A 16,180-nucleotide genomic window follows, 5' to 3' on the forward strand; every position below is an offset into this window, starting at 1 on the left:
ATACAATAATCAGCCGACTTTTCAGTTTATATGAATGATAACTTGTGAGGCATGAAATTGTATAAACTGTTTTTATTTCTTCTTTGTGCTATCTTATTTCTCACTTCCTGTGGAGTGGGGCGGAGCCTGCGTCAGGCAGAGCAAAGTTATGCCCGTGGAGAATACTTTGATGCTGCACGCCATTACAAAACGGCCTATACTCGTACTCCTCCCAAAGATCGTTCGCAACGAGGTGTGCTTGCCTACAAACAAGGTGACTGCTACCGCCGTATCAATTATACGTTGAAGGCTAAAGCTGCCTACATGAATGCCGTCCGTTATCGCTATCCGGATACTCTTTCTCATTTTTATCTGGCGGAGATGCTTCGTAAGAATGGCGAATATGCTGCTGCCATACCTTATTATGAGAATTATCTTGCTTATGCACAGAATCAGTCTGATATAAAAGGGCGAAAAGACTCTCTGGCACATATAGGAATCACTTCTTGTTCTTTGGCACAGGAGTGGAAAAAAAATCCTACCCGTCATATTGTAAAGCGCATCCCTATTCTTGTTTCCCGCCGCAGTGATTATTCTCCTATGTATGCGGGCAATGATCCTGATATCCTATATTTAACTTCTACCCGTAACGAAGCCAAAGGTGCCGACCTGAATGGTATTACCGGCATGAAAAGTGCTGATATATTCCACTCCAAGCGAAATGAAAAGAAGCAATGGCAAAAGCCTGAACCGCTTGCTTCGGAAGTAAATAGTGAATTTGAAGAAGGGACCTGTTCTTTTTCGGCAGATGGTAAAATGATGTATTTCACTCGTTGTCGGACATTGCCCAATGCACCGGCTTATGCAGAGATATATGTTTCCCAACGCGCCGGGGCAGAGTGGGGGAGTCCTCAGAAGTGTACAATCCTGAATGATACCCTTTCTTCTGTTGCCCATCCTGCACTATCTCCTGCAGGTGATTATCTATATTTCGTATCTGATATGCCAGGTGGACAGGGGGGACTGGATTTATGGCGTATCAACGTGACTCGTGATGGTTTCGGTTATGTCGATAATCTGGGACCTGAAATTAATACTTCCGGTGATGAAATGTTTCCCTCTTTTGCACCGGATGGTACCCTGTATTTCTCCTCCACCGGACATCCCGGTATGGGTGGACTGGATATATTTCGTGCTGTGCCGGATAGCCTGACGGGGCGTTGGTATATTGAAAATATGAAATCTCCGGTAAATTCGCAAAGTGATGATTTTGGTATGACTTTTGAACCGGGTGCGCTCAATCGGGGCTTTTTCTCTTCTAACCGGGGAGATGCCCGTGGCTGGGATCACATTTACAGTTTTGAGCTTCCGGAGGTACATCATATCTTGAAAGGATTGGTTTATGATAAAGAGGGGGATGTACTTTCTGATGCGCTGGTTACTTTGGTGGGAGAAGATGGTACTTATATGAAGATCAATGTAAAGAAGGATGGTACTTTTACTCAGGAACTTACACCCGGATGCCGTTATGCCTTGCTTGCTTCTTGTCGTGGTTATCTGAATGACAAAGAGGAGTTGATGACGGAAGATATTAATGAGGATCGTCATTATGAACTTAAGTTTCCTTTGTCTTCCATTACCCGTCCTGTACTGATAGAGAATATTTTTTATGAGTTTGACCGGGCTGACCTGACTCCGGAATCCACAGTAGCCTTGGATGAACTAATACAATTATTGAATGATAATCCGAATGTTACCATCGAACTTTCCGCACATTGCGATTATAAAGGGAATGATGATTATAATCTTCGCCTTTCGCAACGTCGTGCAGAATCTGTAGTACGCTATCTTATTAAAGGAGGCATTGATTCGGAACGTCTCACGCCGAAAGGGTATGGGGAGCAACAGCCTAAGGCAGTCACTAATTTCACTCTGAAATCTGCACCTTTCCTGAAGGTGGGAGATGTATTGACAGAAGAGTTTATAAAAAATCTCCCGCTGGAACAGCAGGAGATTTGTAATGCTATTAATCGTCGCACAGAATTTAAAGTGTTGCGAACGACATATCGGTGAGTTACAAGCTACAAGTACTATGCAGTACGATAGCGCAGTACTCGTAGTTTGTAACTTGTAGCTCGTAGCTAATACCTTAGGTGGAATTCAACGACTGCTTCGATTCCTTTTCGGAAAATATCCAATGGGAAGTTCTCATTCGGTGAATGGATGGCATTTGATTCCAGTCCGAATCCCATAAGTACAGTCTTGATTCCAAGTACTTGCTCGAATGTGGAGATGATAGGAATACTTCCTCCCCGGCGTACTGCAAGTGGTTTCTTCCCGAATGCTTTTTCAAAACCTTTCTCGGCCGCCTGATAGGCTGGAAGGCTAATTGGACATACATAGCCTTGTCCTCCATGCATGGGTGTCACTTTTACCTGTACGGTATCCGGAGCGATGCTTAGGATATAATCTGCAAACATTTGGGAAATCTTGTGATGATCCTGATGGGGAACCAGGCGACAAGAAACTTTGGCTGTAGCTTTTGAGGGAAGTACTGTCTTGGAGCCTTCGCCGGTATATCCGCCCCAAATGCCACAAACGTCGAAAGAAGGACGGCAACTGTTACGCTCCAGGGTGCTGTATCCTTTTTCTCCGAATAGCTCTTTTACACCAATGGCTGCCTTATACTTTTCTTCATTGAAAGGAATATGGGCTATCATGTCACGTTCCGCCTGTGGAACTTCTTCCACATTATCGTAGAAACCGGGCACTGTGATACGTCCGTCGGCATCTACTACTTTGGCAATCATTCCGCATAATACATTAATGGGATTGGCAACGGCACCTCCGAAATGTCCTGAATGTAAATCACGGTTAGGCCCGGTTACTTCAATTTCCCAGTATGCCAGTCCGCGAAGACCTGTAGTCAGTGAGGGCAGGTCGGCACCTAACATGCTGGTATCCGATACCAAAATAATATCCGCTTTTAATAACTCTTTATGCTCCTCACAGAAAGCTTCCAGACTGGGTGAACCGATTTCTTCTTCACCCTCAAAGATAAATTTGACATTGTTCTTAAGCATGCCGTGCTTCACAAGGTATTCGAATGCCTTTACCTGGATGAATGATTGTCCTTTGTCGTCATCAGCACCACGGGCCCAAATGTGCCCATCACGGATTTCCGGCTCAAAGGGATTACTTTTCCATAGCTCCAACGGTTCTGCCGGCATTACATCATAATGTGCATATACCAAAACTGTCTTTGCTGTCGGGTCTACTATCTTTTGTCCGAAAACAATCGGATTGCCTTTCGATGGCATTACCAGTGCTTCGTCTGCACCTGCTTCAAGTAATAGTTGTGCCCAGCGCTCTGCACAAGCCAACATGTCCTCATGATGTTCAGGTTTTGCACTGATACTTGGGATACGGATGAGGCTGAACAAGTCTTCCAGCATCTTCGATTCATTCTCTGAAATGTATTTCTGTATTTCGTTCATATAAAATAAATAAGGTAGTAGAGTGATAGGGTAATAAAGTGGTAGGGGGGATAGGTGATGTTGCTTTATCACCCGATCACTCTACCACTCTTTATCCCTTTTTATAACTGTGTAGTACGGTCAATCAGATAAAAATCCAGTATAGTCAAGGCAGCCATGGCTTCTACTATGGGCACTGCGCGTGGCAATACGCATGGATCATGACGACCGCGAGCTTTCAATGTTGTATCTATGCCATCTATATTGACTGTATGTTGCTCCATCAATACAGTAGCTACCGGTTTAAAGGCAACTCGGAAGAAGATATCCTGTCCATTACTAATACCGCCTTGGATACCGCCGGAATGGTTGGTTTTCGTTTCAATGCGTCCGCAGTTATTGAAGAATACATCGTTTTGTTCCGAGCCTTTTTGTTTCAGACCTTTAAATCCGTCACCGTATTCAAATGCTTTAGCTGCATTGATGCTGAGCATACCGGAAGCAAGAGCAGCATGTAACTTACCGAATACGGGTTGGCCTAATCCGATGGGGCATCCTTTGATGACACAGGTCACTACACCGCCAATGGTATCACCTTCTCCTTTGGTCTTGAAAATAAGTTCCTCCATTTCTTTTGCCTTTACCGGATCCGGGCAGCGTACTGGATTCGTTTCTATTAGATCAAGATCATAAGCAGTATAGTTTTCTTCCAGACGGATTGGACCTACCTGCGAGGTATATGCCGTGATTTTCACTCCCAGTTGGCGGAGTGCCTGTTTGGCAAGGGCACCTGCCACTACGCGGGAAATGGTTTCGCGTGCTGATGAGCGACCACCGCCACGATAATCACGGATGCCATATTTCACCTTATAAGTATAGTCAGCATGCGAAGGACGGTATACCTCTTTCATGTTATCATAATCACTGGAATGTTGATTTTCATTCCATACAATGAATCCAATGGGACATCCTGTTGATTTGCCTTCAAAGATACCTGAAAGGAATTCTACTTTATCGCCTTCTTTCCGGGCCGTAGTAATAAGAGACTGTCCGGGACGGCGACGATCCAGTTCCGCTTGCACGAAATCCATGTCAATGCGGATGCCCGCGGGAAATCCATCTATGACGCCTCCGATGCCTTTACCATGTGACTCCCCAAAGCTGGTAAGGCGGAGAATGTTGCCGAATGAGTTGAACATAATCTTTTGCTTTAATGGTTTATGTATAAGGTTTATTCATGCCAAATCCTTTGAATAAAAGCTTTTGGTTGCATAAAGATAACAAATAGTTATGGATTTTTCTTATGAAAAGGGAGAAATATTATATTTTTTATGGAATGAGATGTTTTTTATAGCTTCTTGAGAAAACACTTGCGGCTGTGTTTTGAATTCATTCTATTGGCAAGTCGTTTTTTATAAAAGGTGATAATTAAAGTTTGGATGCTTAAAAAAAGAACAGCTCATCTTTAGAATAGACCTTGTGTAATATCTTTAAAAACTGTTATTTTGCACCTCGAAATCTTATTCAATTAAAAAGACATGACTACCCAGCGATGGGGAGCTATTATTTACTAAACAAGAAAAATATGAAGAAGAATTTGTTTTATTTATTTGCATTGATCTGTTCAATGAGTTTGTTTACTGCTTGTAGCGATGATGATGATGAAGTAAGTCCGTGGACTGGAACTTATAAAATGGCAGATTATACGGCTACGGATTATACCTGGACAGAAAAAGAGGTAATGAAGAATTGGCCTGTAACAAGTGCATTGTACACGGATTGGCAATTTACTGGTGAGGATAATTACCCTGATCTAATTTCAGCTTTATTACGGTATCTTGGAGGTTCTATTTTGCCTCAAGCTTTGAATTCAATTACTTTAGATAAAAGTGGTAGTATTATAGCTGATTATGTTGCTAGTCCGGCAATAGCACTAGACCCCAATTCTATAATGTCTATCTTTTTTACAGGTGCTTTTCCTACTACAAGTGAGGTAAAAGCTAATTTTGCTACAAGTGGCTTTACTACTTCTCCTAAAGACTTGGCATATTGGAGTGAGAGAAATGGAAAATTCACTGTAAAATTGAATATTCCTGCTATCTTGACTGCAGCTACTGGAGCTGATGCCAGCGGTATGGTTGATATTATTGATGAAGTGTTGAGTGGAGATCCAGCTACTGTTAAAGCATTACTTGGTGGACTTTTGAATGCTGATCTTAGTGGAATACAAGATGCTACTATTAGTCAGATATTGGGTTGGGCTAAAGATGGAATACCTATGAATATTAAGACTGCTGATAATGGTCATACTTATATTTATTTGGATAAGAGTGCCTTTGATAATCTTTTCACCCTTCGTGATACGGGGGAAACGGATAGCTGGGGAGATCCTGTATTAGTGAATGATTTAATATTGCTTTGGAATGCATTGGTAGAAGGTGGAATTGTGCCGGAGGAAGCACAAGCTGCTGGAATGTTTATTCAGATGATAGGTGGATATTGGACAGTAACAACAAGCTTTAATTTAGGTTTGGACTTAATGAGATAATATCTTAGTGATAAATTATGGAGGAGCTGAATCAAAAGATTCAGCTCTTTTTTTGTTTTATAAGTAGTTCTGTTGAAGTGAAGAAACAATTAGATACCTTTGATTGTTTTTTATAATTAAGAGCCTTCTGTACTTATGTTATTCATATAGTACTTTAAATTTATATTAAAAATGGAACATTAAAACGTAGAACAGACCTTTTTTATATGTTTTAAAAGCTGTTTCTTTGCACGGTTAAATTTTATTAGAGTAAAATGGAACATTGTAACCTTCGATGAGAAGAGGTGTATTAACTAAACAAGATGATTTTATGAAGAAGAATTTATTTTATTTGTTTGCATTGATTTGTTCAATGAGTTTGTTCACTGCTTGTAGTGATGATGATGACCCTGTTTATCCGATTGAGGAAGAATTGGCAGGTACCTATAAAGGTACTTTAGATATTGAATTAGATGGGACTTCTATTGCAAATGGGATGCCAAAGAACATTACAATTGCAAAGGCTGGGAATAATATCGTTAGTTTGGAATTGAAGGACTTCAGTTTCATGGGAATGAACCTAACTATCAAATTGGAAAAATGCGTTCTGAAACAAAATGGTACTTCTTATACATTTACAGGTAGTCAAGAACTGAATTTAAGTGGCATTGGCAAGTGTAATGTAGACGTAGCTGGTACCATTAATAATGGAAAAGTAGAAGCAGATCTGAATATTGATGTATTACAATTAGGCCAGAAAGTTAAGGTTGTATACAAAGGTACTAAATTAACTGGTTCTGAAAGTTCAGAGGCGAAAATTACCAGCTTTGTATTTGAAGGCGCTACGATTGTTACTGAGCAGCCGGTAATTGATGATGCGACGGGTAAAATTGCTTTTAAGGTAATTGATGGTGCTACAAATGAAGAATTGGCAGCACTTGTGCCTACTATTGCAATCTCTTCAAAAGCGTCTATTACTCCTGCAACAGGCATAAAGCAGAACTTCGCTTCTGATGTTACTTATACAGTTATAGCGGAGGACGGAACAGTAAAAGAATATGTTGTTTCATTGGCTGGTCGTCAGGTGGTGATGAAATATCCATTTGATGAATGGAAATCTGTTGGTACTGGTAAATCTCAACATGATGAACCGGTTGAAGAGGTATTGGCTACCAGTGCGACTGCTGCTTCTCTTTTATGGCTCTATGGTATAGAAGGTTTTCCTTTATATAAAGAAACTGAAGATATCATTGCAGGTGCAGCTGCTGCTAAGCTGGTGACTATGGATACAAGTGCGAAAATGAATTCATTGGTACCAGCTATTACATCAGGTTCTGTTTTTACTGGAAAATTTGAACTTGATTTGAAAGATCGCTTAAATAGTACGAAATTTGGTATTTCTTATGATAAGAAGCCAGCCTATTTTAGGGGATGGTATAAGTATACACCGGGTGCCAAGTTTATTGATGGTACTGGCGCTACTAAACCGGCAGAAGTAGTAGAGCGTCCGGAAATTACGGATGAGTGTGCTATTCAGGCTGTATTGTATGAGGCAAAAGATGCTGAGGGTAATGAAGTGATCTTAACAGGGCATGATATTAATACTTCTGCATATCGTGTGGCTGCGGCTGTATTGGCGGATGGTACTGCAAAAGCTGCATATACCTACTTTGATATACCATTTACTTATGTGAATGGAAAAACTTATGAAGCAGGTAAAGAATATAAGTTGGCAATAGTCTGTTCTTCAAGTAAGGAGGGTGATTCGTTCAAGGGTGCTGGTGGCAGTACGTTGTGGATCGATGAGCTGGAAATAATTGGAGAATAAGGTATCATACTATAAAATAATAATGCTGGAAGTTGATCGCAAGTTTGGCTTTCAGCATTTTATTTATGATTATATCAATATTTATGGCTCTTTACAATTTAGTTAGCTACATTGGAGATTAATATTGTTACATCACAAGCCGGTTCTTGGGGCTATCACGGTAGAACTTATAAGGAAAAAGTAAGAGTTGCTAAGATAAGAAAAGCGGGAGTTGTCAATCATAGATAAACTCCCGCTTTTTCTGTTTAATATTTAAGGAAATAAGCTTAAAAAACTGTTTTAGAATGAATATCCAAATCCTATATTCAGATAGATAGGATACATGGCAAATGATATTGTGTCAAAGTCCTTTTTAAAGATATCGTTTAATCCCCATGTAAGATCAGCATAAACATTCAGATGCTTGAAAGCTCTCCATTCTCCACCTAATTGTATGCCCCATTGGATTTTACGCAAATCATTAGAGAAGTCATATGTAGCAATACTTTCATCCGTAAAGTCTACGCGTGAGCCCGTTTGGTCCGGAGTACGGAGGTGACCCTCATATACATGACCGGAGAAATCTCCTTCAAGTAAATAGGAGAAATAAGGACCAGCTACAAGTTTCCAGCGTTTACTTATTTTGTAGTTAGCAAGAACGGGAACAGTAAGATAGGAATTTTTTACTTTAGTCTTTACGCCTCCCGTCCATAAACCTTCTAATTCACCACCGTTAGTATTGATAATTTTCATACCATAATTCTTAACGGTGGCTTCAGTAGTCATATTTTTAGTTTCGAGGCGCAAGCCTAAAGTCAGACCCCATATTTTTTTTTCATCCAGCCATTTGGTAGCATTACCTTCAATAGAAATTGCCATACTGGGAACATAACTGTCTATCTTGCGTATTTCTTCGGGCAAAGGTAGAGGAGCGGTTCCTCCGATGCTGAATCCTGCCTTTAATGAATATTCCCAACCACGAAGATAAGACTGGCCGAGAATATGGGTTCTATCTTCCTGAGCTTTTATTGACGTAGCTCCAACTACTGTTAACAGTAATATGACAATAATAATATTGTATTTCTTCATGATTATCTTTTTTAGTTCTCTTCGCAAATAAGCTCTACTTCATCAATATATAGCGTGCTGCCTACGGCACCTCTGAAATAAGCGCCGTCTACACTTGAAGAGAATACAATGCCAAGTTTATATTTACCTTTCTGAAGTTCCGTTTCACTAATCTCTTTACCATTCTGAGCTTTAAAAGAGAGATTGAACGCTGTCCATTGATCAGTTTCCAATGCTTCTTCTGCACTAATTCTGGCTAAAGATACTACTTTATCTGAAGTAAGAGAATTGGTTCCATCTAACATAAATGAGTTATCTTCGGCCTCATACATGACAGCATAGATATCAAATCGATCTTTCTTTCCAGTTTGAGGCTCTCCGCTCTCAGTATAAACCGGTCCTGCTTTAAATTTATAATATCCTTTCAAAGCTTTCGGTCGTTTGTAGAACTGGAAACCAAAAGTTGTTGCTTTAGGAGCATCTTTAAGTGCATTGGCAAGATCAAAAGCTCCGATAAATAAGTTGCCGGCAGCAATATACATCTTTACCATTGCACCGAAACTTCCGGTATCTTTAGTTTCCAACTTGACACATTTACCTATATATCCTCCTGCGACTTGTACGGTAGGATAGTCTGTAGGAAGTTTAGACATACCGGTCAACTTGTAACCGGGATTACCACTGGACCACTGCAATACTTTTGAAATCCCTTGTGAAGTACTAGGTTCAAATTCGTAAAAGATGTGATAAGGAGTATTTTTGGCAACTAATAACTCCTCGAAATGATAGGAATTCGGTAATTCTGTTGGCTGGACATTTATTTCATAAACAGGTTTCCAAACATCATCTTCGGAGGTCACCGTAAATGAGCGCGAGTGATCTCCTTCGCTAAAGTTGTATATGTTTCCTATATCACCATCTCTGCGATCATTGGGCTTGATGGATGCACCTTCCGGCAAGGTGAAGTTTAGTTGTTGTTTTGCAAGGTTTGCACCCTTGTGCACATATACATCGACTTTTTTTTCATCCGCGTTTATGTTTGCCAATTGCACATCTGCACCTGTACAGCCATCTATGGCTGCTTCTGAATTTAGCGCTTCGTCTTGTATACAAGAAGATATGGCAAATGCTAAAAAGAAACACGAGGTTAGCGTTTTAATCTTCATTTAATTCAGTTTTTGGTTATTAATAATGTAAAACTCGAGCGCAAAGTTAAGTTTCTTTTTTGAAATAGAAGACTTTGCGCACGTATTAAAAACATTTTTTCTAAATTTGTGTCCATTAAAATCAGTGAAATAATGATAACGGAAACGGAGAGAAAACGGATAATCGACCTGATACATCAGGAAGTGGTGCCGGCTATTGGGTGTACAGAGCCCATTGCTGTGGCATTGTGCGTAGCTAAAGCAACAGAAACACTGGGGATAAAGCCGGAAAAAATAAATGTGTTGCTAAGTGCTAATATTCTGAAAAACGCTATGGGAGTGGGCATTCCGGGTACCGGAATGATTGGTCTGCCCATTGCTATTGCACTGGGCGCGCTGATAGGAAAATCAGAATATCAGTTGGAGGTGTTAAAAGACAGTACGCCTGATGTGGTGGAAGAGGGGAAACGTTTTATTGAGGAAAAGCGCATTCATATTTCGTTAAAAGAGAATATTGAAGAGAAATTATATATTGAAGTATGCTGTGAGGCCGGAGATGATAAAACAACAGCTGTGATTGCCGGAGGACATACCACCTTTATATATATAGAACGTAATGGAGAAGTTCAATTTCAGAAACAACATACGGCAAGCTGTGAAAAAGAAGAAGAATGCCTGGAACTGACTTTACGTAAAGTTTATGATTTTGCTCTGAATACTCCGCTGGATGAGATCAGCTTTATTCTGGAAACAGCCCGCTTGAATAAGGCGGCTGCCGAACGCTCTTTTGAAGGCAATTATGGCCATGGCTTGGGTAAGATGTTGCGTGGTACTTATGAACATAAGGTGATGGGAGACAGTGTCTTCTCACATATCTTGTCTTATACATCAGGTGCCTGTGATGCTCGTATGGCAGGAGCTATGATTCCGGTAATGAGCAATTCCGGTAGTGGAAATCAAGGTATATCTGCTACTTTGCCCGTACTGGTCTTCGCTGAAGAAAATGATAAATCCGAAGAAGAATTGATACGTGCCCTGATGTTGAGCCATCTGACGGTAATCTACATTAAACAAAGTTTGGGTCGCTTGTCCGCTTTATGCGGCTGTGTGGTTGCTGCTACGGGGTCCAGTTGCGGTATTACCTGGTTGATGGGAGGAACTTACGATCAGGTATCTTATGCCGTTCAGAATATGATAGCCAACCTGACAGGTATGATTTGTGATGGTGCGAAGCCCAGCTGTGCGTTGAAAGTAACCACAGGTGTATCTACCGCTGTTCTTTCTGCCATCATGGCTATGGAAAACCGTTGCGTGACTTCTGTAGAAGGTATTATTGATGAAGATGTGGACCAAAGCATACGTAATCTGACCAAGATAGGGTCGAAGGGAATGAATGAAACGGATAAATTGGTACTGGAGATAATGACGGGGAAATAGTGATTAGTGGTGAGTGATTAGTGATTAGAAACTGTGCAGTATAATAGTGCAGCTGCTAACCACTAATCACTTACCGTTAATCAGTATCTTAATGATTGCATCCGCATCCACATCCCTGGTGATCGTGATCGCTGCATCCACCGCCACAATCGTCACCACAGCTATCGCAACCGCAACTGCACCCGCCGCCACTCATCATACGGGCAATTTCAGCTAATTCTTCATTGGTTGCCGGGCGGCTTTCTATTACTTCACCTACAAAGTTCAGGTCGCAACCTGCCAAGGGGTGATTCATATCCATTACCACTACGTCTGCTTTTATTTCTTGTACGGTTCCGTTGATACGTTGACCTTCAGAGGTCATCAAAGGCACTACGTTACCAGCTACAATGCGTTCGCTATCGAACTTACCGTCTACTTCAAAGATTTGCTTCGGAAGGTCGATTACATGTTCTTCGTCAAAGTCACCGTAAGCGTCTGCACAAGCGATAGTGAAATCAAACTTATCGCCTGCTTTCAGATCTTTCACCTGATCTTCGAAAGACTCTAAAGTCAAACCCAGACCGGAAATGAATTGAAACGGATGTTCTGCGGTGGCTTCTTCGGTGAAATCTTTCTCACCATCTTCTATAGCGTATAATTTATAAGCTACGGTAATGTACTTGTTTTCTACTGTTTCCATTGATATATTCCTACTGTTTTTAGTTAGTAATTCCTGTTTTTTCTTTTTGAAAGGGACAAAGATACGAATAATTTAGTTGGCGAATGAGTAAGCTCTTGTAATTTTCAGATTATTAAATGCTTCGAACCCTCTTGAATAATTCCTGTTCATGGTAGCGAATTACTCAGATTTGCCTTGAATAAGTGATAAAATAAGATTTTAATGCGGGGTTTTCTTACGATTAATCATAATAATCTCATTTTTTTCTTCAAATTGTTTGGAGTTTATAAAAAAGCCCTTACCTTTGCAGCACGATTAACGAAAACAGTAAAGTAAATAAAGTTATGAACTTACATACATCTATTAACCTGGCAGTCCTGCATATTATTCGCGTCGTGGTCCTGGAATCAAGAGCGTGAGAAAGGTTGTGTATGTATTCGTACGTTAAGATATCAATTTAGGAGCCTTTCTCACCATATGTGAGGAAGGCTTTTTAATTAAAAGGAGATTTGAAGATGAAACACCAATTACGCAGTTCGTTCAGCACGCAAGGCCGCCGTATGGCAGGGGCTCGTGCGTTGTGGATGGCAAATGGCATGAAGAAAGAGCAATTAGGAAAACCTATTATCGCAATTGTCAACTCATTTACACAGTTTGTCCCGGGACATGTGCATCTGCACGAAATCGGACAACTGGTGAAAGCTGAGATTGAGAAGCTGGGATGCTTTGCTGCCGAATTCAACACGATTGCCATTGACGATGGTATTGCGATGGGACACGATGGAATGCTTTATTCGCTTCCTTCACGCGACATCATTGCCGACAGCGTAGAGTATATGGTGAATGCGCATAAAGCGGATGCGATGGTTTGCATCAGTAACTGCGACAAGATTACTCCGGGTATGTTGATGGCAGCAATGCGCCTTAATATCCCTACTGTATTCGTTTCTGGCGGACCGATGGAAGCCGGCGAATGGAACGGTCAGCATCTGGATTTGATCGATGCTATGATTAAGTCGGCTGATGAAAGTGTAAGTGATGCCGATGTGGCTCAGATAGAACAACATGCTTGTCCTTCTTGTGGTTGTTGTTCCGGTATGTTTACCGCTAACTCGATGAACTGTCTGAATGAAGCTATCGGACTGGCATTGCCGGGCAATGGTACGATTGTAGCTACTCATGCCAATCGTACGCAACTGTTCAAGGATGCTGCCAAACTGATTGTTGAAAATGCTTATAAATATTATGAAGATGGGGATGACAGTGTGCTCCCCCGTAGCATTGCTACCCGTCAGGCTTTTCTGAATGCTATGACATTGGATATTGCGATGGGTGGTTCAACCAACACGGTGCTTCACCTCCTGGCTGTAGCCCACGAGGCAGAGGCAGATTTCAGTATGGATGACATCGATATGCTGTCACGTAAGACTCCCTGTCTGTGCAAGGTTGCCCCGAATACTCAGAAGTATCACATTCAAGACGTAAATCGTGCCGGAGGCATTATCGCTATTATGAGCGAGCTTGCCAAAGGCGGCTTAGTCGATACGAACGTAAAGCGTGTAGACGGTATGACATTGGCAGATGTAATCGACAAATATGGCGTTACCAGCCCGAATGTTTGCGAAGAAGCTGTGAAGAAATATAAGAGTGCTGCTGCCGGAAAGTTCAATCTGGTGCTGGGTTCGCAGGATGTTTATTATAAAGAACTGGATACTGACCGTGCCGGAGGTTGCATTCGCGATCTGGAACATGCTTATAGCAAAGACGGTGGTCTGGCAGTATTGAAAGGCAATATCGCTCAGGATGGCTGTGTAGTGAAAACGGCAGGTGTGGATGAAAGCATCTGGAAGTTCACGGGGCCTGCTAAAGTGTTCGATTCACAAGACGCTGCCTGCGATGGCATTCTTGCCGGAAAAGTGGTCAGCGGTGATGTTGTGGTCATCACACATGAAGGTCCGAAAGGCGGTCCCGGTATGCAGGAAATGCTCTATCCGACTTCTTATATCAAATCGCGCCATCTGGGCAAGGAATGTGCACTGATTACGGACGGTCGTTTCAGTGGCGGTACGTCAGGATTGAGTATCGGACATATTTCTCCCGAAGCGGCTGCCGGAGGTAATATCGGTAAGATTCAGGATGGTGACATCATCGAGATTGATATTCCCGGGCGTGCTATCAACGTCAAACTGACGGATGAGGAACTGGCTGCCCGTCCGATGACTCCTGTCACCCGTCAACGTGAAGTCTCAAAGAGCCTGAAGGCATATGCCAGTATGGTAAGTTCTGCCGATAAGGGTGCAGTGAGATTGATTGATTAACCGAGAATTGACAAATGAAATAGAATTCCATTATCCATTAATAGAATGAAAGATATAATAACAGGCGCTGAAGCATTGATGCGTTCCTTGGAACATCAGGGAGTAAAGACCATTTTCGGATATCCGGGTGGCTCCATCATGCCGGTATTTGACGCTTTATACGACCATCGGAAGACATTGAACCACATCTTGGTTCGACACGAACAGGGCGCTACTCATGCCGCGCAAGGTTTTGCCCGCGTATCAGGCGAAGTAGGTGTTTGCCTGGTGACGAGTGGTCCTGGAGCGACGAATACGATAACGGGTATCGCAGATGCTATGATAGACAGTACCCCTTTGGTAGTAATTGCCGGTCAGGTAGGTACGGGATTCCTTGGGACGGATGCTTTTCAGGAAGTTGACTTGGTAGGTATTACGCAGCCTATCACGAAGTGGAGCTATCAGATACGTAGTGCCGAAGATGTGCCCTGGGCTGTAGCCCGCGCTTTCTATGTTGCAAAAAGCGGTCGTCCCGGTCCTGTTGTATTGGACTTTGCCAAGAATGCGCAAGTAGAGAAAAGTGAATATACTCCTGCCAAGTTGGATTACATCCGTAGTTACCAGCCTGTTCCCGAAATGGATGAAGAGGCTGTGAGTCAGGCTGCTGAACTGATCAATAGTGCTGAACGTCCGTTGGTATTGGTGGGACAGGGGGTTGAGTTAGGTGACGCACAACAGGAACTACGCGCTTTCATAGAAAAAGCTGGAATGCCTGCCGGTTGTACGCTGTTAGGACTTTCTGCTTTGCCTACCGCGCATCCTTTAAATAAAGGTATGCTGGGTATGCACGGTAACTTGGGACCGAACATCAATACGAATAAGTGTGATGTACTTATCGCCGTAGGTATGCGCTTTGACGACCGTGTAACCGGAAAGTTGGATACGTATGCCAAACAGGCGAAAATCATTCATTTCGATATAGATCCTGCTGAGATAGATAAGAATGTGAAGACAGATATTGCCGTGTTGGGGGACTGTAAGGAGACTCTTGCTGCCGTTACGGCACTTCTGAAACCTGCTACTCACCAGGAATGGTTGGATAGCTTCTTACCTTACGAAAAAGTAGAGGAGGAAAAGGTGATTCGTCCTGAATTGCATCCGGCAAGTAAATCCCTGAGTATGGGAGAAGTGATCCGTGCTGTAAGCGAGGCAACGAATCATGAAGCTGTATTGGTTACTGATGTTGGTCAGAATCAGATGATGTCTGCCCGTTACTTTAAGTATAGTAAGGAACGCAGTATTGTTACTTCCGGTGGATTGGGTACGATGGGCTTCGGGCTTCCCGCAGCAATCGGTGCGACTTTCGGATGTCCCGACCGCACTGTATGTGTATTTATGGGTGATGGTGGTCTGCAAATGAACATTCAGGAGATGGGAACCATTATGGAACAGAAGGCTCCCGTTAAAATGATTTTGCTGAATAACAACTTCCTGGGTAATGTACGCCAGTGGCAAGCGATGTTTTTCAACCGCCGCTATTCGTTCACTCCGATGTTGAATCCGGATTATATGAAGATAGCTTCTGCCTACGACATCCCTTCACGCCGTGTAATGACGCGTGAAGAACTGAAAGGTGCGATAGAGGAAATGCTTGCTGCGGATGGGCCGTTCCTGTTGGAAGCCTGCGTTATGGAAGAAGGCAATGTATTGCCGATGACGCCTCCGGGTGGTTCGGTAAACCAGATGTTGTTGGAATGTTGAGATAACTACGAATTACAAATTA

General features: G+C 42.2%; 11 protein-coding genes. 6 read left to right on the top strand and 5 right to left on the bottom strand.

The features are described from left to right. The first annotated feature begins 51 nt into the window (after positions 1 to 51). A complete protein-coding gene (locus tag DW036_RS10275) occupies positions 52 to 2,052 on the top strand; it encodes an OmpA family protein (RefSeq protein ID WP_118463905.1) in 2,001 nt (666 codons plus the stop codon). Between the two features lie 68 nt (positions 2,053 to 2,120). On the opposite strand, the gene DW036_RS10280 is transcribed toward DW036_RS10275, so the two are convergent. Together DW036_RS10280 and aroC are read right to left on the bottom strand one after the other, a co-directional pair. Then, positions 2,121 to 3,476: a dipeptidase gene (locus DW036_RS10280; protein WP_118463908.1), complete on the bottom strand. Its 1,356-nt coding sequence runs from the start codon at positions 3,474 to 3,476 to the stop codon at positions 2,121 to 2,123. A 101-nt stretch (positions 3,477 to 3,577) separates the two neighbouring features. Beyond that, a complete protein-coding gene (gene aroC / locus DW036_RS10285) occupies positions 3,578 to 4,654 on the bottom strand; it encodes a chorismate synthase (RefSeq protein ID WP_022391596.1) in 1,077 nt (358 codons plus the stop codon). Positions 4,655 to 5,040: 386 nt separating this feature from the next. Here aroC and DW036_RS10290 point away from each other — a divergent pair, with 386 nt between their 5' ends. Together DW036_RS10290 and DW036_RS10295 are read left to right on the top strand one after the other, a co-directional pair. Then, positions 5,041 to 6,003 (top strand): DUF4925 domain-containing protein, encoded by a 963-nt coding sequence (locus DW036_RS10290; RefSeq protein WP_118464296.1) that lies wholly within the window; start codon positions 5,041 to 5,043, stop codon positions 6,001 to 6,003. A 310-nt stretch (positions 6,004 to 6,313) separates the two neighbouring features. After that, positions 6,314 to 7,810: a PCMD domain-containing protein gene (locus DW036_RS10295; RefSeq protein WP_118463910.1), complete on the top strand. Its 1,497-nt coding sequence runs from the start codon at positions 6,314 to 6,316 to the stop codon at positions 7,808 to 7,810. 279 nt (positions 7,811 to 8,089) lie between these two features. Here DW036_RS10295 and DW036_RS10300 read toward each other — a convergent pair whose 3' ends face one another. Together DW036_RS10300 and DW036_RS10305 are read right to left on the bottom strand one after the other, a co-directional pair. Then, entirely contained in the window at positions 8,090 to 8,878 is a 789-nt protein-coding gene (locus DW036_RS10300) for a porin family protein (RefSeq protein ID WP_118463913.1), read from the bottom strand. 11 nt (positions 8,879 to 8,889) lie between these two features. Continuing rightward, a complete protein-coding gene (locus tag DW036_RS10305) occupies positions 8,890 to 10,023 on the bottom strand; it encodes a PCMD domain-containing protein (protein ID WP_118463916.1) in 1,134 nt (377 codons plus the stop codon). Between the two features lie 132 nt (positions 10,024 to 10,155). On the opposite strand from DW036_RS10305, the gene DW036_RS10310 reads away from it, so the two are divergent. Further along, the gene (locus DW036_RS10310) at positions 10,156 to 11,439 is read left to right on the top strand and encodes a serine dehydratase subunit alpha family protein (RefSeq protein WP_118464298.1); all 1,284 of its coding nucleotides are present in this window, start codon (positions 10,156 to 10,158) and stop codon (positions 11,437 to 11,439) included. An 88-nt stretch (positions 11,440 to 11,527) separates the two neighbouring features. Here DW036_RS10310 and DW036_RS10315 read toward each other — a convergent pair whose 3' ends face one another. Further along, the gene (locus DW036_RS10315; protein WP_118463918.1) at positions 11,528 to 12,121 is read right to left on the bottom strand and encodes a peptidylprolyl isomerase; all 594 of its coding nucleotides are present in this window, start codon (positions 12,119 to 12,121) and stop codon (positions 11,528 to 11,530) included. A gap of 494 nt (positions 12,122 to 12,615) precedes the next feature. Here DW036_RS10315 and ilvD point away from each other — a divergent pair, with 494 nt between their 5' ends. Then, positions 12,616 to 14,418, top strand: coding sequence for a dihydroxy-acid dehydratase (gene ilvD / locus DW036_RS10320; protein WP_118463921.1), 1,803 nt, complete (start codon positions 12,616 to 12,618; stop codon positions 14,416 to 14,418). Between the two features lie 45 nt (positions 14,419 to 14,463). Beyond that, the gene (ilvB, locus tag DW036_RS10325; protein WP_118463924.1) at positions 14,464 to 16,158 is read left to right on the top strand and encodes a biosynthetic-type acetolactate synthase large subunit; all 1,695 of its coding nucleotides are present in this window, start codon (positions 14,464 to 14,466) and stop codon (positions 16,156 to 16,158) included. Positions 16,159 to 16,180 lie beyond the last annotated feature (22 nt).

It is taken from the genome of Bacteroides sp. AF39-11AC (assembly GCF_003474285.1).
In the GTDB taxonomy this organism is placed as follows: Bacteria; Bacteroidota; Bacteroidia; order Bacteroidales; family Bacteroidaceae; genus Bacteroides.

What these genes read in the sequence shown, in the direction of transcription:
- aroC (WP_022391596.1), bottom strand. Translation starts at nt 4,654, where the DNA reads ATGTTCAACTCATTCGGCAACATTCTCCGCCTTACCAGCTTTGGGGAG.
- DW036_RS10315 (WP_118463918.1), bottom strand. Translation starts at nt 12,121, where the DNA reads ATGGAAACAGTAGAAAACAAGTACATTACCGTAGCTTATAAATTATAC.
- DW036_RS10290 (WP_118464296.1), top strand. Translation starts at nt 5,041, where the DNA reads ATGAAGAAGAATTTGTTTTATTTATTTGCATTGATCTGTTCAATGAGT.
- ilvD (WP_118463921.1), top strand. Translation starts at nt 12,616, where the DNA reads ATGAAACACCAATTACGCAGTTCGTTCAGCACGCAAGGCCGCCGTATG.
- DW036_RS10310 (WP_118464298.1), top strand. Translation starts at nt 10,156, where the DNA reads ATGATAACGGAAACGGAGAGAAAACGGATAATCGACCTGATACATCAG.
- ilvB (WP_118463924.1), top strand. Translation starts at nt 14,464, where the DNA reads ATGAAAGATATAATAACAGGCGCTGAAGCATTGATGCGTTCCTTGGAA.
- DW036_RS10300 (WP_118463913.1), bottom strand. Translation starts at nt 8,878, where the DNA reads ATGAAGAAATACAATATTATTATTGTCATATTACTGTTAACAGTAGTT.
- DW036_RS10280 (WP_118463908.1), bottom strand. Translation starts at nt 3,476, where the DNA reads ATGAACGAAATACAGAAATACATTTCAGAGAATGAATCGAAGATGCTG.
- DW036_RS10275 (WP_118463905.1), top strand. Translation starts at nt 52, where the DNA reads ATGAAATTGTATAAACTGTTTTTATTTCTTCTTTGTGCTATCTTATTT.
- DW036_RS10295 (WP_118463910.1), top strand. Translation starts at nt 6,314, where the DNA reads ATGAAGAAGAATTTATTTTATTTGTTTGCATTGATTTGTTCAATGAGT.
- DW036_RS10305 (WP_118463916.1), bottom strand. Translation starts at nt 10,023, where the DNA reads ATGAAGATTAAAACGCTAACCTCGTGTTTCTTTTTAGCATTTGCCATA.